We start from the raw sequence: 19,276 nt of genomic DNA on the forward strand, positions 1-19,276 counted from the left end.
GAAAGGGTTTCGGGTTCAGCGCGTTGCATAGCCGCCGTCCACAAGCATGTCGGATCCGGTGACGAAGGATGCGTCTGAGGAAAGCAGGAAAGCGGCCGCCGCGGCGATCTCGTCGGGATCGGCGATGCGGCCGAGCAGATGGGCAGGCCCCAGGCCGGCATTGGCCGCTTCGAAATCGGCGAACCGGCGCAGCAGCCGCGTCGTCGCCACGGCGCCCGGCGACAGGCTGTTGACGCGGATCTTGTCCGGTGCGTGATCGACGGCCATCGCCTTGGCGAGGTGAATCAGCCCGGCCTTGGCGGCGCAATAGGCGACGGCCTTGGTGGTCGCGACGCGTCCGAATTGCGAGCCGATGAAGACGACAGAGCCGCCGCCGCTCGCCGCAATCGGCGGCACGGCGAACTTGCTCATCAGGAAGGCGCCGGTCAGGACGATATCGACCTCGTGCCGCCAGGCGCTTTCGTCGAGATCGACGACGGTGGCGCTGGTCGAGGGTGCGGCGGCATTGTGCACCAGCCCGTCGAGCCGTCCAAATTTCTGCCGCGCGAATTCAACAGCTGCCTTGGCGGACTCGGCCTTCGTCACATCGCACTGGCAAGCGACGGCGGCTGGTCCCAACGCTTCGGCAAGCTCGATCGCCGGCTTGAGGTCATAATCCGCGCAGACCACCCTTGCGCCTTCGGCAATACAGCGGCGGGCGATTGCCGCGCCGATGCCGCTGGCCGCGCCTGCGATCAGGATGACATTACGCTCGAGGCGGTTCGTTGCTGCATCCGTCATCAGGCGCGCTCCTCGACTGCCTGCATCGCCGGCGCGACGACCGGCCGGCGCAGAAGATTGTAGCAGGCAGCTATCGCCACCAGCACGGCGCCGCCGCCCAGAAGCAGGAACATGGCCGGCGCGCCCATATGCTCCATCAGGCCGGCCGAAATGCCAGGCGTCGCGACATTGCCGATCGAATAGAGCAGGAGCAGCGTGCCCGAGGCGCCGACCATATGCCGGCTGTGCAATTGCGAGGCGCCGAACGCCATCGCCACGGGATAGACGGTGAGCGCCGTGCAGCCGTAGATGAAGAACAGAACGAAGAGCAACGGCACCGAAGAATTGCCGAGCCAGGCGATGGCGGCGCAGAGCGTGACCGACAGGATGCCTTGGACAAGCAATATGATGCGTCGTTCGAACCGGTCCGACAGCCAGCCGACGGGCGTTTGCGCCAGCATGCCGGCGATGCTGATGGTCGTCACGAGCCCGACGGTCGTTGCCGCCGAGAGCCCGATCTGCGTGCCGTAGATCGGCGTCAGCACGAAGATGTTCATGTTGGTGATGCCGCCCTGGAAGATGGCGACCACCGTTACCGGCGCCAGCCGGAACAGCGCCAACGGGCCGAGACGTTTGACCGGCCTTGCGGAACTTGCGTGCTCCGGATCGATGGCAGGCAGCGCCGGCCAGCGTCCCCCGGCGAATTTGGAGACCAGCGCCAGCAGCACAGTCGCGGCGGCCACCAGGAACAGATGCGGCGACTGCGGGCCGGCGAGCGCGACCAGCACCTGACCGAGCAGCACGGCGATCGCCGTCGTCAGCATGTAGATCGAGAACAGCGCGCCGCGATTGTGATGCTCGGCGTAGAGGTTGATCCAGCTTTCGCAAACGACGAACAGCGACGCCATTGCCATGCCGCCAAGCAGGCGAAAGCAGATCCAGCTCGGCAGAAAGTCGGTGAAGACGAAGCCCAACGCCGCCAGCAGCGCCAGCACCAGGACCACGACAAAGGTGCGCTCGTGACCGTATTGGGCCACAGCCGGACGCGTGACCAGGCATCCGACGAGAAAGCCCACGGGGTAGGCGGTCAGCACGATCTGCACGACCTGGGGAGAAATGCCGGGCTTGCCGAGATGCAGCGACACGGCGGTGGTCAGCATGGCGCTGYCGATACAAGCAAGGCAGATACCGACCATGATCGGCAGCATGGCGCGGGAGCGCTCTGCATTGTGCCAAAGCCTCATCGCGGCCAGAGCTTCATCGCGGATTGAGCGATCGACCTCATGAATGCGGCTGCGGCGGCTCCCTGGYGGCACCGTTGACCGACGGCAGCCCGGGCAGAAGCTACACTTTGCAGCGATTGCCACAAACGAAGATTGACGCGGCTATGGCTTAAATTTTTTTGGTCATGCCGGCAAAGGAAAGCGGTGTCGCGGCGCGGCGCGGGCTTTACAGCGGTTTTGCACCCTCCTTACCATAGGCAAAAGCAAGAACTTGAGAACCAGCGGAAGGGAACAGCATGACGATCGAACGCCTCGAAAACGGCCAGCGCTTCTGCCGGGTGCTCCGCTACAACGGCACCGTCTATGTGGCTGGCCTGACCGCGGATGACCTTTCCGGCGACACCACCAGCCAGACCAAGCAGATCCTGGCCAAGATCGATGCGCTTCTCGCCAAGGCCGGCAGTGACAAGTCGAAGCTGCTCAGCGCGCAGATTTGGCTCCGCGACATCRCCGATTTCGAGATGATGAACACCGCCTGGGACGCCTGGATCGACAAGAGCGCCATGCCGGTGCGCGCCACGGTGGAAGCGCGGCTTGCCGGCGACCAGTATCGTGTCGAGATCATGGTGACGGCGGCGGTCGGCTGAGCCGGCCGGCGAGGATACGCCAATGCATCAACTGGTGATCAAGGGCGGGCGCGTGGCGCTCGACGACGGCTGGGCCGAGTGYGACATCGGCATCGACGACGGCCGGATCGCCGCCATCRGCAAAAGCCTGTCCGGGCAGGAGTCGATCGATGCCGGCGGCCGCTGGGTGATGCCCGGCGGCATCGACGCGCATTGCCATCTCGACCAGCCGGTCTGGGGCGGGGCGGGCAATGCAGACGATTTCCAGTCCGRCACGATCTCAGCGGCTTTCGGTGGCACCACTTGCATCATCCCGTTCGGCATGCCCGGCCAGGATATGACCACCGTCGGCGCCATCGACCGTGCGCTCGAGCGCGCGGYGGGACGCGCGGTGATCGACTACGGGCTGCATGCCGTGGTGACCATGGGYACCGGCGCTGATGTCGAGGCTCAGCTCGACCAGCTCGCCCAGCGCGGCATCGCCTCGGTCAAGCTGTTCATGACCTATCAGGGTTTTGCCGTCGACGACGACCGCTTCTTCAAGGTTCTCGATACGGCGCGGCGGCTGGGCTGGATCGTCATGGTCCATGCCGAGAACGACGCCGCGATCCGGCGCACGCGGCAGCGGCTCATCGATCTCGGYCGCACCGACATTCGCTACCATGTCGTTGCCCACAGCGAGACGATGGAGCGCGAGGCGACGCATCGCGCTTTGGCCTTCGCCGAGATGACCGGCGCGCGGATGACCATCGTCCATGTTTCCTCATGGCAATCGGCCGAGGAGGTAGCGCGGGCGAAGACGCGCGGCGTCGACGCCATCGCGGAAACCTGTCCGCAATACCTTTTCCTGGGCGCTGCCGATCTCGACCGCGAGGCAGTCGATGCGGCGCGCTTCGTCTTCTCGCCACCGCCGCGCTCGCCGCGCAGCCATGAGCATCTGTGGCAGGATCTGATCGATGGCGGCATCGATCTGTGGTCGTCGGACCATTCGCCATATTATTTCGCCGACAAGATCGGGCACTCCGAGACGCCCGGTTTCACCACGACGCTGAGCGGCATTCCCGGCATCGAGACGCGCCTGCCGTTGCTGTTCTCGGAAGGGCTGCTCACCGGCCGCCTGACGCTCGAGCGTTATCTGGACCTCACCGCGCGCAACGCCGCCTCGATCTATGGCTTCGCCGATCGCAAGGGCAGCATCGCCGTCGGGCTCGACGCGGATCTGGCGCTGTGGGATCCGACAGCGCGATGGACGCTCGGACACAAGGCGCTGCATTCACGCGTCGATTTCACGCCCTATGAGGGCAAGGTGGTCACCGGCAGACCGACCACCGTTCTGGTGCGCGGCGTGCCTGTCGTCGCCGACGGCAAGCTGCAGGCCGAGCCGGGGTTCGGGCGCTTCGTAGCGCGCCATGCGGCCGATCCGGCGCTTTCCAAAAAACCAGTCGAGGATTGGACGCCATGGCTCGATGCCTGACCATCGCCGTTTGCCAGACCGGACCGATCCAGCGCAGGGCCACGCGCGCCGAGACGGTCGGGCGCCTGGTGCATCTGCTCGAGAAGGCTGCGGCTGCCGGCGCCGAGATCGCGGTGTTTCCGGAGATGGCGCTGACCACTTTCTTCCCGCGCTGGCGCATCGACGACCAGGCCGAGATCGACGCCTTCTTCGAGGCCTCGATGCCGGAACCGGAAACGCAGCGGCTCTATGATGCCGCCGCGCGCCTGAAGGTCGGCTTTGCGCTCGGCTATTGCGAGCTTGCGCAGGAAAACGACCGCACGCGCCATTTCAACACGATGGACTTGGTCGGGCCGGACGGCGCCTTCATCGGTCGCTATCGCAAGATGCATGTGCCGGGCTCGAGCGAGCCGGAAGCGGGCACGACCACGCATCTCGAACGGCGTTACTTCGAACCGGGCAATCTCGGCTTCCCGGTCTTCGACTATCGCGGCGTCCGCGTCGGTTTGGCCATCTGCAACGACCGACGCTGGCCGGAGACCTATCGCATGCTCTGCCTCAACGGCGCCGAGGTGGCGCTGCTCGGCTACAACACGCCGTTGCTGCTCGACGAAGCGCCGGCGCTGGCGCATCTGAGGATGTTCCACAACCATCTGCCGATGCAGGCCGGCGCCTACCAGAACACGCTCTGGATCGGCGCCGCCGCCAAAGCCGGGTTGGAGGACGGACAGGCGCTGATCGGYGGTTCCTGCATCATCGCGCCGACCGGTGAGATTGYCGCGCAGGCGATGTCGCTCGACGATGAGGTCATCGTCCACCGCGCCGATCTCGATCTGATCGAGGTCTGCCGGAAGGTGAATTTCAACTTCGCGCTCTACCGCCGCCCCGACCAGTACGGCCGCATCTCGGAACCTGTCTGAAACCGCGATGGGCCTGATCGAAACCAGCCAAGGAAGAGACATGGCGACCGATCCRCTGACGCTCGGCGAGATCGTCGAGAACGGTCTTTGCATCGGCTGCGGCCTCTGCCGGTCGATCGCCGGTGCAGGTCGCGTCGACATGGTGATGACGCYGGAAGGGCGCGAGCGGCCGGTGGCGAGGCGTGCATTGGACAGGTCGACGCTGGCGAAGATCAACGCCGTTTGCCCGGGAACGCGCATCGCCGGYCCGCCACCGGCGCAGATGAATGACGCCGCGTTGACGGACACGGTCTGGGGACCTGTCGAACGGCTTGTGCTCGGTTCCGCCGGAGATCCCAGGGTGYGGTTTGTCGGCTCCGGCGGCGGCACGCTGACRGCGCTCGGGCAATTCCTGCTCGACACCGGGYGGGTCAAGTTCGTGCTGCATGTCGCGGCCTCGCATTCCATGCCGATGCGCACGGAGCGCAAGCTGAGCTTCGACGCCGCTTCGGTGCTCGAAGGCGCGGGCTCGCGCTATGGCCCGGCGGCGACGCTGGTGGATTTCAACGATATTCTCGACCGCGGCGAGCCGTTCGCGCTGATCGCCAAGCCCTGCGACGTCACCGCCGTGCGCAACCTGGCGCGGCTCGACCGCCGTGTCGACGAGCACATGCGCTATGCGCTCGCCTTCGTCTGCGGCGGCGCTTCGGACCTCACCAAGTCGGAGCAGGTGCTGCAGCGTTTTGGCCTCCGCGAGGACGAGTTGTCTCTCTTCCGCTACCGAGGCCACGGCAATCCCGGCCCCAACCGCATCGAAACCAAAGACGGCCGCGCCTTCGAGATCAGCTACCGGCAGCTCTGGGAAGACGAGGACAAATGGATGATCCAGCCACGCTGCAAGATCTGTCCCGACGCGATCGGGCAGGTGGCGGATATCGCGGTGTCGGATTCCTGGCTGAACGGCGGCCCGGCTGTCGAGGATGAGGCGCTCAACGGCATCATCGTGCGCACGAAGCGCGGGCTGGAGCTGTTCGACGCGGCCGTCGAGGCTGGCGTGCTGCAGATCAAGCGCGAGAGCGGGGTCGCCGAGATCGGCGAATTGCAATCGCATCAGGTGCGCAAGCGGCGCGCCGTCTGGGCGCGGCTGACAGGCATGGCAATCGCCGGCAAGCCGGTGCCCCTTGTCACCGACCTCGCATTGCATGATTGCGCTTTGCAGAACTCGTTGGCCGAGAATCTTGTCGAAGGGCGGGGCGCCCGCGATCGTGCCCGGCGCGGCCGGCTGGGCGAGCCGCCCGCCGTGCCGCGCGCAACAATTTTGAGGGATCCATGAGCGAGCAGACCGAAGTCATCATCATCGGCGGCGGCATGGCCGGCGCGGGTGCGGCCTTCGAGATTTCGCGCGACAGGAAGGTTGTGCTGCTCGAGCGCGAGAGCCATTGCGGCTATCACACCACGGGACGCTCGGCGGCGAGCTTCACCGAGAATTACGGCAAYGGCGTCATCCGCCGCATCGTGCTCGCAAGCCGCGCCTTCCTGACCGAGCCGCCGACAGGTTTTTGCGATTATCCGCTGCTCAGCAAGCGCGGCATGATCACCGTGGCGCGYGCCGATCAGCTCGACCTGTTGCGCGAGGATCTGGCGGCGGCTCAGGCCCTGGTGCCCTCGATCGTTGCGATGACGCCGGCCGAGGCGATCGCRCGCGTGCCCGTGCTGCGCCGGGATCATCTCGCCGGCGCCTATATCGAGCCGCATTCCATGGACATCGACGTCAACGGCCTGCATCAGGGTTTTTTGCGCGGCGCGCGGACGCGGGGCGCGCGCATCGTCACGAAGGCCGGCGTGAAAGGCATCGGGCGGCAGGGCGGACAGTGGCGGGTCGAGACGGAAGCGGGCGCATTCCTCGCCCCGCTGATCGTCAATGCGGCCGGCGCCTGGGGCGACGAGATCGCGCTGATGGCGGGCGTGCATCCGGTCGGCCTGCAGCCGAAGCGCCGCACCGCCTTCAACATTCCGGCGCCCGCCGACGTCGATATTAGCGACTGGCCGCTGGTCAACGATGTCGGCGCGGAGTTCTACTTCAAGCCGGATGCCGGGCAGCTCTTCGTCTCGCCGGCCGACGCGACGCCGTCGGAACCGATGGACGCCTTTGCCGAAGACATGGATGTCGCGATCGGCGCCGAACGTCTCGAACGGGCTACGACGATCGAAGTGCAGCGCGTCTCGCGTTCCTGGGCGGGCCTGCGAACCTTCGTCGCCGACGGGTCGCCGGTGGTCGGGCCGGATGACGAATTTCCGGACTTCGTCTGGCTGGTCGGGCAGGGCGGCTACGGCATCAAGACGTCGCCGGCGCTGTCGCGCGTCTGCGCCAGCCTGATCGCCGGCCGCGGGCTGCCAGACGATGTTGYAAGGCAAGGCGTGTCGCTGGACGATCTCACGCCGCACCGGCTGCGCAATGTCACGCCCGAAGCCAGCAAGGCTGCCTCATGAGCAATGCCGCACTGACTGCCGGTGGGAAACTGGCGGGGCGCATCCTGGATGCGCTCGCCGAAGCCACGACCGACGCGCCTGGCATTACACGCATCGCCTACGGGCCGGGCGAGCGCTTCGCCCATGACCTCGTGCGCAAGGAAGCAGAAAAGCTCGGAGCTGTTGCGCGCACCGATGTTGCCGGCAATCTTTATCTGACGCTGGGCGGCAGCAGCCCGGACCTGCCGGCGATCGTCATCGGCTCGCATCTCGACAGCGTGGCGCATGGCGGCAACTTCGATGGCGCCGCCGGCGTCGTGGCCGGCTTGGCGGTGATGGCCGAACTGGTCGGGCAGGGCATCCGCTTGCCGCGCGACCTCGTCGTGCTGGCGACACGCGCCGAGGAAGCGGTCTGGTTTCCGCTCTCCTACCCTGGCAGCCAGGCGGCGCTCGGTTTGCTCGATCCGCAGGCGCTCGAAGCCAAGCGGTCCGACAGCGGCCGCACATTGGCCGAGCACATGCGCGAGGAAGGCTTCGATCCCGATGCCGTGCGGCGCGGCGTGCACGGCATCGATGCTGGCCGGATAGCGGCCTTCGTCGAGGTGCATATCGAACAGGGACCGCGCCTGGCCGCCGCCGGCGCGCCGGTCGGCATCGTCACCGGGATCGCCGGCGGGTTTCGCTATGTCGACGCCAAATGCCTTGGCGCCTATGCCCATTCCGGCGCCGAGCCGCGCTTCGCCCGGCATGACAGCGTGCTCGGCTTTGCCGACCTGGTCGCCGCGCTCGAAACTGAATGGGATGCGCTCGAACGCGGCGGACATGAAGCGACGATCACCTTCGGTCGCGTGCAGTCCGATCCGACGCAACATGGCGGCAGTCGGGTGCTGGGCGAGCTCGGTTTCACGCTCGATGTGCGCAGCGCCGAAGCCGCTGTCCTGGAGCGGATCGAAGCAAGGCTGCATGAGATTTTCGCCGAGGCAGGCGCTAAACGCGGCGTCACCTTCGAGCCTGGGCCGCGCTTCACCTGGGGGCCGGCAACGATGTCGCCGGATCTKATCGGCAGGCTCGACCGCGCCGCCGCCGAACTGCAAATGCGGGCGCCGCATGTGCCGAGCGGAGCCGGGCACGACGCGGCGACCTTCGCCAGCGCCGGCATTCCGACCGCCATGCTCTTCGTGCGCAACGAGAATGGCAGCCATAATCCGCATGAGAGCATGGAGATCGCCGACCTGGACGAGGCGATCCGGCTGCTCCTGCGTTTCGTCACCGACTTCGACAACCCTTTGGAACAACCATGAACCTCGCCAAGACTGCCTTGCTCGTCATCGACCTGCAGAATGAATACCGCCCCAGCGCGGCATGGCCGGTCGTCGGATATGACGACGTGCTCGCCAATGCCGCCGCGCTGATCGACGCGGCCCGCGAGGCTGGCGTGCCGGTCATCCATGCCCAGGCCTGGGTGAAGCCGGAAGAGCGTGTAGGCTACGCGCGGCAGGAAGAGATTCTCACTGAGGAGTTCCGCTCCGCTGTCGCGGGCAGCGACGGCGCCGCAATCTGCGCCGAGGTGGCGGCGCTGCCCGGCGACATCGTCGTCCAAAAACACTGGCCGAGCGCCTTTCGCAGCACCGACCTTTCGCAGCGGCTCGCCGCGCTTGGCGTCGAGAACCTCGTGGTCGCCGGCGTGCTGACCGACAGCTGCGTGACCGCGAGCGTGTTCGACGCCGTCTATGAGGGGTTTCGCGTCTGGCTGGTCAAGGATGCCTGCGGCAGCATGACGGAAGCCATGCATCGCACCGGCATGCTSGACATGGCGAACCGGCTCTATGGCGGTGGCATATTGCGTCTGCCCCAGGCATTGAAAGCGCTCGCCGGCCAGCCCTTTGACGGTTGGCGCTGCACGCGGCCGGTTGAGTTCGCCTACACGCTGGAGACAGTTGACCGCATTTACGAGGCACTGTGATCGGCACCGCAGCCGCATGCGCCCCTGAATGCCGTCTTTGAGGCCGAAGGCTTGAGAACCGCGCCGGGCAGCGCGCCGGTGGCCCTGCCGCCGCGCCAGACCGAGACGCCGTTGACGAAGACATGGTCGATGCCGGCGGCTGGCCGGCGCGGTTCCTCGAAGGTGGCGGTGTCGATGATCGTTTCGGGGTCGAAGATGACGAGATCGGCGAAATTGCCTTCGGCCAGAATGCCGCGCTGCTCGATRCCGAATTCACGCGCGGGCAGGCCGGTCATGCGGAAAACGGCCTCCTCCAGGCTGAACAGGCCGATATCCCGCGCGTAATGTCCGAGCACGCGCGGAAACGTGCCCCAAAGGCGGGGATGCGGGTGGATGTCGTGCGGCAAGCCGTCGGAGCCGATCATTGTGCGCGGATGCGCGATGATGTTGCGCACGTCATCCTCATCGAGCTGGAAATAGACCGCGCCCGCCGGCAGCAGCCGCTCACCCGCCTCGCGCTCGGTGCAGTTCCATTCGCGGGCGATGTCGGCGATCTCGCGCCTGGCCATCTCCGGATGCGGATCGGACCAGGTGATGAGGATCTTGAGYCCGGTGTCGCAGCGTTCCAGGCGAAGCACCGTGGAGCTTGCGGCATAGGGGTAGACGTCCATGCCGATGTCCATCGTCTCGCGTGCCTGGTCGATCCGTGCGAGCGAGGGCCGGCTCTTGCCGAAATTGGCGCGGCCGGTGCATTGGTGATGCGAGATGAACAGCTTGCCGCCGGCATGATCGGCAATGTCGATCGCTTCCTCGATCGCTTCGTCCATCGTCTCGAAATAGTTGCGCGTATGGGTCACATAAGGACCGCCGAGTTGCGCAGCGGTGGCGGCCAGCGCCTTGACCTCTTCCGTCGAGGAGTTGACGGCCGGCGGATAGTCGAGCCCGGTGCTGAGGCCAAACGCGCCTTCGGCCATGGCCTCGGCGACCGCTTCCTGCATCGCCGCCGTTTCCGCTTCATTGGCCGGCCGATCGGTCACCGGCATGCAGCGCTGGCGCAAGGTGGTGTGGCCCACGAGCAGGGCGGCGTTGGTGGCGATGCCGCGCTGCCTCAGCTCGGCGACATAGTCGGCGAACCGGTCGAAGCGGAAATTCTCGCGGCCGCCGACCAACGTGAAGGGCGGCGGCGGGGTCTTGTCGARCAGCAGCGGCGCCAGGCTGACGCCGCAATTGCCGGCGATCACCGTCGTCACGCCCTGGCTGATCTTCGGGTCCATGCCGCGTGGGGAAAGCAGCGCGCCGTCGTCATGGGTGTGCACGTCGATGAAGCCAGGCRCCACCACCTTACCTTTGGCGTCGATCTCCTCGACGCCTCGCTCCTCGTCCAGTCGGCCGATCGCCGCGATGCGGTCGCCGGTGACGGCGATATCGGCTTCGAAGGATTTAGAGCCGTCGCCGGCGATCAGCGTCGCGTGACGAATGACGAGATCATAAGGCATTAGCTGAACTTCCTAAGCTTCCGGATTGGCCGCGATCTCTTCGCGGCGGCGCGCGACATAGGCGTCGAGCTCCTCGCGGATCGCGGAATCCATCACCGGCTCCTCGTAATCGTGCAGGGCCTGCTGCCAGAGCTCGGTCGCCCGCTCCAAGGCGTCCTTGCCGCCTGCTCCCTGCCAGGCGCCGTAGTTCTGCCAGTTGGAGAGCATCGGCTGGTAGAAGGCGGTGGTGTAGCGCGACATGGTGTGCTCAGCGCCGAAGAAATGACCGCCGGCCGGYACCGATTTGATCGCCTCGAAGCCGAGGTCGTCCTCCTGGAACGGCAGCGGCCGGAGGAACTCCATCATGTTCTGCAGGATCTCGACGTCGAGCACGAGCTTTTCGTAGGACGCCGTCAGGCCACCCTCCAACCAGCCGGCGGCGTGATAGATCAGGTTGGCGCCRCCGAGCACCGCGCCCCATGTCGCCATCTCCGTCTCATAGGCCGCCTGCAAGTCCACGACGTTGGAGGCATTCGCGTTGGAGGTGCGGTAGGGCAGGTTGTAGCGCCGCGCCAGTTGCCCGGCGATGATGTTGGCCTTGGCGTTTTCCGGCGTGCCGAAGGCCGGCGCACCCGACTTCATGTCGACATTGGAAGTGAAGGCGCCGTACATCACCGGCGTGCCGGGATTGACGAGCTGCGTCAGGGTCACGCCGAACAGCGCCTCGGCATTCTGCTGGCAAAGCGCCGCGGCAAGCGTCACAGGCGTCATCGCGCCCATCAGCGTGAAGGGTGTGACGGTGACCGGCTGGCTGTGCTCGGCCATGGCGATCAGGCCTTCCGCCRTCGCGTCGTCGAACAGGCGCGGCGAGTTGATCGAGATGATCGTGGTGACGCCCGGCGAAGCGCGCATCTCCTCGACCGAGATGCCGCGCGCGATAGCCATCATGTTGATGCCATCCATGGCCCGGGCGCGGCCGATCGCGGTGCAGTGGAAGGAGAGGTCGCTCAGCGTCAGATTGGCGTGATAGGTGTCGAGATGGCGCGAATTGGCCGGCAATTCGATCGGCGCCACCACCTGGTTGCCGATGATGTGGATGGCGTTGAAGTGGTGCGCCAGCCGGATGAAGTTCTGATAGTCGGGCAGGTTGCCTGGACGGCGGCCGTTGATGCRGTCATGCACATTGGGCGGTCCGGCGACCAGGCCGAAGACCAGCGAATTGCCACCGAATTCAACCTGCTTGTCCGKGTTGCGGCTGGTCAGCGTGAAGGAGGAAGGAACATTGCGCAGCGCCTCGGTGACGATGCTCTCGTCGATGCGGATGGTGTTGCTGTCGCGGTCGACGATGGCACCGGCCTTGGCGAACAGGTCCATCACCTTTTCGCTCATGACGCGGATGCCGAGTTCCGACAGGATGCGCATCGATGTCTTGTGCAACTGCTCCATGCGCTCTCCGTCGAGGAGCTGCATGGGCGGGTAGGGGTTCCTGACGCTCTGCCACGGCAGTTGCGCGATGCCGCCGCCGCTGCGTCCGAGCTTCGATCGGCGGCCCCCGCCGCGCCTGTCCTGTGACATAGGATTCTTCCTCTCCGGGGCTTCAGTACCCACGTTCCGGATTGACCACGTTTTCCAGCGGTTCGCCTTTGCGGTAGCGCGCCAGATTGTCGGCGAACATGCGCACCGACTTGATGTCCCAGCCGTCATAGACGGCGGCGCAATGCGGCGTGACGGCGACGTTGCCGTAGCCCCAGAGCGGGTGCTCGGCCGGCAATGGCTCGGTCGCGAAGACGTCGAGCGCCGCGCCCTTGATCCGTCCGCCGTCGAGCGCGCTCAGCAGCGCGGCCTCTTCGACGATGCCRCCACGCGAAATGTCGATCAGCACGGCGGACGGCTTCATCGCCGCGAACGCGGCTTCGCCAAGCAGGCCGCGCGTGCTGGGCAGCAAAGGCACGCAGCAGACGATGAAGTCGGCGCGGCCGATCAATGCCAGCAGCGCGTCGGGGCCATGCACCTCGTCGAGCGACGGCATCGGCTTCGGTCGAGCGCGGATGCCGAGCGTGCGCATGCCCWTCGCATGCGTTCGCCGAGCCACGGCCTCGCCGGTCTTGCCGAGGCCGATGATGAGGACGGTCTTGCCCTCGATCGGCTCGACGCGGCCGCCGCCCCATTGCCGGGCCTGCTGGCGGCGCTCGAAGCCGCGCAGGTCGAGCGAGAAGGAAAGCATGGCGCCGAGCGCATATTCGGCCAGCATGCCGGCGGCGACGCCGGCTGAATTCGTCACCGTCACATGCGCCGGATCCCAGCGCCCGAGATGGTCGGTGCCGGAGCCGCCGATCGACACCCATTTCACCGTCGGGCTCTCGACCAGGGCCTGGCGCGGATAGCGCGGTGTGCCATCAAAGCGGATCGAATAGACCACTTCCGCGGCGGTCCGTTCGATCAGCGCCGGAAGGCCGGCATAGGTGTCGCAGGCGTGGACATCTAGGTCCGGGTGCGTCTCGGCGAGCACGGCTAGCGCGCCCGCCGGCTTGTCGGTGTGCAGGATGATCGTTGGGCGCGCCGACATCGCGATATCAGCTACGGCCGATATGATCGGCGGCGCTGCCGAGCGCGGCAAGCAGCGCCTGGCCGTTCTCCAGCATCGCATTCTCGTGCGGCGCGCGCAGGTTCAGCCAGCGCCGGTCGCCGGACTTGACCGCAAGCACCGCCTTCATCGCCGGGATCAGCCCGGCATCCTGGATCACCTTGCGGAACGCCTTGATGGCGGCATCCAACTCGGCGACGTCCTCACCCTTGCGGGCCGCGTCATAGAGGCGGCGGATGGCGGCGGCGTTCAGATTGACGGTGGCCGAGATACAGCCGGCCGCGCCGCTCGCCAGGCCCTTGGTGAGCTGCGCCTCGGAGCTTGGGAACACGGACATATCTGGCGCGGCGGCGATGACGGCGGCGGTGTTGTTCCAGTCGCCGGCGCTATCCTTGTAGGCGACGACCGTGTCCGGAAATGCTTTGCTCAACCTAGCTGTCAAAGCGGGGCTGACCGGCACGCCCGAATTCTGCGGGATGTGGTAGAGGATCACGCGCATCGAAGGTTTTGCGACCTTCTCGATCAGCTCGCTGTAGTAGCGCGCCTGACCGTTGTCGCCGGCGCCGGTATAGAAGAAGGATGGCAGAACCATCACCGCGGCGCAGCCGAGGCCGACGGCATGCGCCGACAGTTCGACCGTTTCGGGCAGGGCGGTGACGCCGGTGCCGGGCATCAGCCGGTCAGGCGCGATGCCGGCCTCGACCAGCCATTCCAGCGCCTGCATGCGCTCGCGCAAGGACACCGACAGCGCTTCGCCGGTCGTGCCGAAGGGCGAGAGGAAATGCGCGCCCTGGCCGAGCACCCATTTGGCGTGGGAGATCCACAGATCGCGCGCGATGCGGCCGTCCTCTTCGAACGGCGTCAGGATCGGGGCGATGGTTCCTTGCGGGCGGGTCATGACTATCCTCTGTGCTGGTCTGTGTGGCCGGCCACCGCCGCGAYGGCGCGGGCGAAGTAGGCCGAAGCGGTGATGTCGAAGAGTATGTCGAAACCCGTCGGCGAACGAAACGTCACGGCTTCGATATGGCCGACGCGGGTCTGCGCGATATCGTCGTCGGCAAATTTCTGGGGTCTGAGGTCTAGCGCACAAAGCCTGCTCATCGCTTCGGCAAGGCGGGCACCGGAAAGCCGCATCCAGGCCCAACCTTCCTCGCGCCATGACGAATAGCCTTTCGGCGCCGGTGCGGCATGCCAGGCGGCCTTAACTTCGGCGAGAGTCGCCTCCGCGCCTTCCGCGAGAAGCAGGATGTCCTCGTTGCCGAGGCGCAGGACCCGGATACCGCGATGGTCGCCGATGCGGTTGACGGCGGGCAGCTTGACACCCTGCGCGGCAAGCCAGGCGGCGCTGCCGCCGCCTTTCAGGCCGCAGCGCGGCTTGTCGGTGAGATCGCTCAGCACGACCGCGCCGGAAATCAGCTTTGTGCCGTCGGCCGCGCCGCCGGGCATGAAGGGGTAGACGCGCGTCGCGGTGCCGGCGGCCATCTAGATCTCCTGCCGCGCGTTGGTCGGGTCGAAGAAGGCATGGGCGACGACCGGGACCTCGACCAGTTCGCCGTCGCGGCACTTCACCGTCACGCGGCTGCCTTCCGCCTGGTCGTCGGCATGGACATAGGCGAGCGCGATGTGGCGCCCGAGCGACGGCGAGTACCCAACCGACGTGATCTGGCCGACAGGGGCGCCGCCGCGCAGCACCAGGCAGCTTTCGCCGGGGATGTTGCGGGCGCCGGCAGGGAACTGAAGCCCGACCAATTTGCGGGTCTGGCCGAGCCTTGCGCGCATCTCGATGGAGCGCTTGCCGACGAAGAACGGCTTCTTCTTCGAGACCGCCCAGCCGAAGCCCAGCTCGTCAGGCGTGGTGATCGCATCCGTGTCCTGGCCGATCAGGATATGGCCTTTCTCCAGGCGCAAGATGCGCGACGCCTCCAGTCCGTAGGGACGCAGGCCATGCGGCCGGCCCGCCGCCATCACCGCGTCCCAGAGGCTTGGCGCCAGGCTCGACGGGCAATGCAATTCGTAGCTGAGCTCGCCCGTGAAGCCGATGCGCATCACGCGCACCGGAACACCGGCAACCATGCCGTCGCGRCCGCTGAGATAGGGGAAGGCGTCGCGGCTGAAATCGATGTCGCTGTCCAGCGCCTTGAGCACCTGGCGCGCCTTGGGTCCGGTGACGTTGAGGCCCGAGAACGCGCCGGTAAGGTTTAGCACGTCCACCTTCAGGCGCCATTCGGCATTCCAGAACAGCATGTCGGCATAGACACGCGCGACGGCGCCGGTGGTCGCCGTCACATAGAACTGATCCTGCGCCATCCGGTAGGCGACGCCATCGTCGACCACCGAGCCCATCTCGTTGAGCATCAGGCAATAGCGGACGCGACCGACAGGCTGGTTGGCGTGCGCCATCGTGTAGAGCCGGTCGAGAAACTCGCCGGCATCCGGCCCGCGGATTTCCAGCTTGCCAAGCGTGGAGACGTCGAGCAGGCCGACGCCTTCGCGTACGGCGAGGATTTCCTCGCGGACGGCTTCCTCGGCGCCGGTTGGGTTGCCGTAGTAATAAGGCCGCCACCACGCGCCGACCGGCTTCATCGCGGCGTTCAGCGCGACATGCCTTGCATGCAGCGCGGTGCGGCGCTCCAGCGCCTCATGGTGGCCGGCGAGCGCGCCGAGCGTTTCCGGTCCGACGGGAGGACGCGCGGTGGTGATGCCGATTTCGCCGACCGACCGGCCGGTCGCCTCGGCGACGATGCGGGCGGTCGCCAGCGCCGAATGGCGACCCTGGCTCGGACCCATGCCGACGGTGGTGAAGCGCTTGACGAGCTCGATCTCGCGGTAGCCGTCCTTGGTCGCGTTCTGCAGATCCTTGACCTGCAGGTCCTCGTCGAAATCGACGAAGTCGCGTCCCTTGGCATCGGCGACGATCGGCTGCACGTAGCGTGGCCGAACGCTCTTCGGCGCGACGKGGCCTTCTACCGCCACTGCATGGCCGAGCCGCATAAGCCCGGTTGCAGCCGCATGCCGGCCGCTGGCGATTGCGTCCTGCAACTCGTCCGCGCCGGCAACGGCGCCTGCGAGATGGACCGAGCCTACCGGAAGCGTGATCGTCATCGCTTGTGTGCTGGCATCGTAGCCGACCTTGCCGCCGGCCTGGCACGGCAATTGCCATGCCGGCGCCTGGCCGATCGAAACCGTCAGCAGGTCGCAAGCAATCCAGCTCCCGCCGACACGGACGCGGGCAAGGTGGCGATTTCCGACCGTGCCTTCCGCCGCTTCGACAGTCGCGCCTTTGCGGATGGTGACGCCCTTGCCGCGCAGTTCGGTTTCCAACGGGCCGGCCTCGCCAGCAGGTCTCGGATCGACCAGCTCGACGACCGACACACCCGCATCCAGCAGGTCGAGCGCCGTCCGGTAGCCGTCGTCATTGGCGGCGAGCACCACGGCGCTGGTGCCAGGGCGCACGCCATAATGCCGGATCAGCCGCTGGGCGGCGCTGCCGAGCATGATCCCCGGCAGGTCGTTGTTGCGGAAGACGGCCGGCTGCTCGATTGAGCCGGTCGCCAGGATCACCTCGCGAGCGCGTGTCCGATGGAGGCGGTTGCCCTCGATCAGCGGCAGCCAGTTGTCTTCGTACCAGCCATTGCAGACGGTGCCGGTCAGCACCTTGAGATTGGGCAGCGCGTCCAGCCGCGATGACAGGCCGGAAAGCACCGCCGGATCGTAGCGGCCATAGCTCAGCGCGCCGCCGATCTCGGGGTTCTCGTCGCACAGCACCACGTCGGCGCCGGCCTCGGCGGCGTCGATCGCGGCGCTCAATCCGGCCGGACCGGCACCGACGACAAGCACGTCGCAATGCAGGTGCGTCTTGTCGAAATGCCGGTGCGGGGCCTTGGTGTCGACCACGCCCAGGCCCGCCTTGCGGCGGATGATCGGCTCCCAGAATTTCAGCCAGCTGTCGCGGCGCGGACCCATGAAGGTGCGGTAGTAGAAGCCGACCGGCAGGAAGCGGCCGAACCTGTCCATGACGGCATCGCGGTCGCGCTCGAGCGAGCCATTGACGTTTTGCGCGCTGACCCGCAGCCCTTCGCTGATCGGCGTGCGCTCGCCGGCGGCGTTCGGTTCGGACGGCAATTGCACCAGCGCGTTGGCGTCGGCCCCGGTCATCGACAGGATGCCGCGCGGACGGTGATATTTGAACGAGCGCGACAGCACCCATTGGCCGGAGGCGGCGAGCGCGCTGGCGATGCTGTCGCCTTCATAGCCTTCGAAGAATTTGCCCTCGAAGGTGAAGCGGACAGGGCGGCTCCGATCGATCCGGCTTCCAAAGGGGGCGGGCAGCCGGTTCATGYGCGCTCCGGCAGTTCGGACACGTCGAAGGTACGGATGACCTCGTTGCTGACGAGATCGCGCTCGGCCAGGAAGAAATAATTGCTCGGCACGTGCCGCCACCACTCGATCACGATGCCTTTTCGGTTCTCGGCGCGGAACAAATGCCGCGACCAATCCCTGTCTGCGGTCGCGTTTGGATCGGGCCTGGCGCGCACCGGCCCGAAGGACTGGAACTCGTCGATGTTGCGCGGGCCGTTCATGGGGCAGGTGAGAAGTTTCATGGCTAGTGGCTCGCGGCGGTCGCGCCCATTTCATTGAGCAGCCGGAAGGTTTCGAACCGCTCCAATGCAAAGGGTTTCAGGATATCGGGCACGCGGCCTTCGGCGATCGTCTGCGCCATGCGCTTGCCCGCGACAGGYGTCGCCTTGAAGCCCCAGGTGCCCCAGCCGCAGTCGWGCCAGAGGTTGGCGAGCGGGCTTGCGCCCATGATCGGGCTGTAGTCCGGCGTCATGTCGGTGATACCGGCCCATTGCCTCAGCAGCCGCACGCCTTGCAGGAAGGGGAAGAGGTGGACGGCGCCCTCGGCGAGATGCTCCTTCATGTCGAGCGTCGAGCGCGTCGAATAAAGCTGATAGGGATCGGAGCCGCCGCCGATGACAACCTCGCCGCGCGAGGACTGGACGAGATAGGTGTGCAGCGACACCGACGAGACCAGCGTGTCGAGCCAGGGTTTCAAGGGCTGGGTCACCATCGCCTGCAGCGGATAGCAGCGGATGGGAAGCTCGACGCCGRCCATCAGCGCCACGTCGTAGTTCATGCCGCCGGTGGCGATCAGCACCTGGCCGCAGGCGACGCGGCCCCGGTTCGTCTTGACCGCCTGGACCCGGTCGCCGACCACCTCGAAGCCCTGCACCTCGGTGCGCTGGTGGATCTCGACGCCGCGCCGCGACGCCTGGGCGRCGTAGCCCCAGGCGACGGCATCGTGGCGCGCCGTTCCGCCGTCGGCGTGCCAGAGCCCGCCGAGGATTTCGAGCGGGCCGCCATCGTCCATGTTGAGGAGCGGGCAGAGCTCCTTGACGCCCTTCTGGTCGACGACCTCGGTGCGCGTGCCCATGTGCTTGCCCATTTCGGCGCGCATGTGGAAACTGCGCATCGTCGCCTCGCTATGCGCCAGCGTGAGCTGGYCGCGCTGCGAGAACATGACGTTGAAGTCGAGTTCCTGCGACAGGCGCTCGAACAGTTCGACGCCCTCCTTGTAGAAGGCAATGCCTTCCGGCGTGATGTAGTTGGAGCGGATGGTGGTGGTGTTGCGCGCCGTGTTGCCGCCGGCGAGGTAGCCTTTCTCCAGCACCGCGACGCTCCTTATGCCGTGGTACTTGGCAAGATGATGCGCGCAGGACAGCCCATGTCCGCCGCCGCCGATGATGACGACGTCGTAGGCCGGCTTCAGCTCGGGCGTTGCGGGGATGTCGCCGCTGACCGGATAGTCCCGACTGAGACCGTATTTCAGAAGCCTGAGGGGCATT

General features: G+C 66.5%; 17 protein-coding genes. 7 read left to right on the forward strand and 10 right to left on the reverse strand.

Annotation, left to right across the window (positions count from 1 at the left end):
• Nucleotides 1–15: 15 nt before the first annotated feature.
• Together LCM4576_RS09930 and LCM4576_RS09935 are read right to left on the reverse strand one after the other, a co-directional pair.
• Nucleotides 16–780 (reverse strand): SDR family NAD(P)-dependent oxidoreductase, encoded by a 765-nt coding sequence (locus LCM4576_RS09930; RefSeq protein WP_071031945.1) that lies wholly within the window; start codon nucleotides 778–780, stop codon nucleotides 16–18.
• Nucleotides 780–2,003: an MFS transporter gene (locus LCM4576_RS09935; protein ID WP_071032067.1), complete on the reverse strand. Its 1,224-nt coding sequence runs from the start codon at nucleotides 2,001–2,003 to the stop codon at nucleotides 780–782. Before LCM4576_RS09935 ends, LCM4576_RS09930 begins: the two co-directional genes overlap by 1 nt.
• A 275-nt stretch (nucleotides 2,004–2,278) precedes the next feature.
• Between LCM4576_RS09935 and LCM4576_RS09940 the strand changes: the two genes are divergently transcribed.
• Genes LCM4576_RS09940 through LCM4576_RS09970 form a run of 7 tightly spaced genes read left to right on the forward strand, consistent with a single transcriptional unit; the run spans nucleotide 2,279 to nucleotide 9,392 of the window.
• Nucleotides 2,279–2,629, forward strand: a complete 351-nt coding sequence (locus tag LCM4576_RS09940; RefSeq protein WP_071031946.1) for a RidA family protein — start codon at nucleotides 2,279–2,281, stop codon at nucleotides 2,627–2,629.
• Between the two features lie 22 nt (nucleotides 2,630–2,651).
• Nucleotides 2,652–4,082 (forward strand): dihydropyrimidinase, encoded by a 1,431-nt coding sequence (gene hydA, locus LCM4576_RS09945; RefSeq protein WP_071031947.1) that lies wholly within the window; start codon nucleotides 2,652–2,654, stop codon nucleotides 4,080–4,082.
• On the forward strand, nucleotides 4,067–4,981 hold the full coding sequence (locus tag LCM4576_RS09950) for a nitrilase-related carbon-nitrogen hydrolase (protein WP_071031948.1): 915 nt from the start codon (nucleotides 4,067–4,069) through the stop codon (nucleotides 4,979–4,981). The genes hydA and LCM4576_RS09950 overlap by 16 nt, the downstream gene beginning before the upstream one ends.
• 40 nt (nucleotides 4,982–5,021) lie before the next feature.
• Entirely contained in the window at nucleotides 5,022–6,293 is a 1,272-nt protein-coding gene (locus LCM4576_RS09955; RefSeq protein ID WP_244510761.1) for a Coenzyme F420 hydrogenase/dehydrogenase, beta subunit C-terminal domain, read from the forward strand.
• Nucleotides 6,290–7,450 carry an FAD-binding oxidoreductase gene (locus tag LCM4576_RS09960; protein ID WP_071031950.1) on the forward strand — a complete coding sequence of 387 codons (1,161 nt, stop codon included), beginning with the start codon at nucleotides 6,290–6,292 and terminating at the stop codon, nucleotides 7,448–7,450. The genes LCM4576_RS09955 and LCM4576_RS09960 overlap by 4 nt, the downstream gene beginning before the upstream one ends.
• On the forward strand, nucleotides 7,447–8,730 hold the full coding sequence (locus LCM4576_RS09965) for a hydantoinase/carbamoylase family amidase (RefSeq protein WP_071031951.1): 1,284 nt from the start codon (nucleotides 7,447–7,449) through the stop codon (nucleotides 8,728–8,730). Before LCM4576_RS09960 ends, LCM4576_RS09965 begins: the two co-directional genes overlap by 4 nt.
• Nucleotides 8,727–9,392 carry a cysteine hydrolase family protein gene (locus LCM4576_RS09970; RefSeq protein WP_071031952.1) on the forward strand — a complete coding sequence of 222 codons (666 nt, stop codon included), beginning with the start codon at nucleotides 8,727–8,729 and terminating at the stop codon, nucleotides 9,390–9,392. Before LCM4576_RS09965 ends, LCM4576_RS09970 begins: the two co-directional genes overlap by 4 nt.
• Here LCM4576_RS09970 and LCM4576_RS09975 read toward each other — a convergent pair.
• The 8 genes from LCM4576_RS09975 to LCM4576_RS10010 are packed head-to-tail and all read right to left on the reverse strand — an operon-like array spanning nucleotide 9,377 to nucleotide 19,275.
• Nucleotides 9,377–10,867, reverse strand: a complete 1,491-nt coding sequence (locus LCM4576_RS09975) for an amidohydrolase family protein (protein ID WP_071031953.1) — start codon at nucleotides 10,865–10,867, stop codon at nucleotides 9,377–9,379. The two genes, LCM4576_RS09970 and LCM4576_RS09975, sit on opposite strands and share 16 nt — an antisense overlap.
• 12 nt (nucleotides 10,868–10,879) lie before the next feature.
• On the reverse strand, nucleotides 10,880–12,421 hold the full coding sequence (locus LCM4576_RS09980; protein WP_071031954.1) for a trimethylamine methyltransferase family protein: 1,542 nt from the start codon (nucleotides 12,419–12,421) through the stop codon (nucleotides 10,880–10,882).
• A 22-nt stretch (nucleotides 12,422–12,443) separates the two neighbouring features.
• Nucleotides 12,444–13,412 (reverse strand): D-2-hydroxyacid dehydrogenase, encoded by a 969-nt coding sequence (locus LCM4576_RS09985; RefSeq protein ID WP_071031955.1) that lies wholly within the window; start codon nucleotides 13,410–13,412, stop codon nucleotides 12,444–12,446.
• A 7-nt stretch (nucleotides 13,413–13,419) separates the two neighbouring features.
• Nucleotides 13,420–14,328, reverse strand: a complete 909-nt coding sequence (locus tag LCM4576_RS09990; RefSeq protein WP_071031956.1) for a dihydrodipicolinate synthase family protein — start codon at nucleotides 14,326–14,328, stop codon at nucleotides 13,420–13,422.
• Nucleotides 14,329–14,330: 2 nt separating this feature from the next.
• Nucleotides 14,331–14,912 carry a hypothetical protein gene (locus LCM4576_RS09995; RefSeq protein WP_071031957.1) on the reverse strand — a complete coding sequence of 194 codons (582 nt, stop codon included), beginning with the start codon at nucleotides 14,910–14,912 and terminating at the stop codon, nucleotides 14,331–14,333.
• On the reverse strand, nucleotides 14,913–17,768 hold the full coding sequence (locus tag LCM4576_RS10000) for an FAD-dependent oxidoreductase (RefSeq protein WP_071031958.1): 2,856 nt from the start codon (nucleotides 17,766–17,768) through the stop codon (nucleotides 14,913–14,915).
• Nucleotides 17,765–18,031, reverse strand: a complete 267-nt coding sequence (locus tag LCM4576_RS10005) for a sarcosine oxidase subunit delta (protein WP_071031959.1) — start codon at nucleotides 18,029–18,031, stop codon at nucleotides 17,765–17,767. The genes LCM4576_RS10000 and LCM4576_RS10005 overlap by 4 nt, the downstream gene beginning before the upstream one ends.
• Nucleotides 18,032–18,033: 2 nt before the next feature.
• Entirely contained in the window at nucleotides 18,034–19,275 is a 1,242-nt protein-coding gene (locus LCM4576_RS10010) for an FAD-dependent oxidoreductase (protein ID WP_071031960.1), read from the reverse strand.
• Nucleotide 19,276: the final 1 nt, after the last annotated feature.

The sequence above is a fragment of the Mesorhizobium sp. LCM 4576 genome, from assembly GCF_001854815.1.
Taxonomy (GTDB): domain Bacteria; phylum Pseudomonadota; class Alphaproteobacteria; order Rhizobiales; family Rhizobiaceae; genus Mesorhizobium; species Mesorhizobium plurifarium.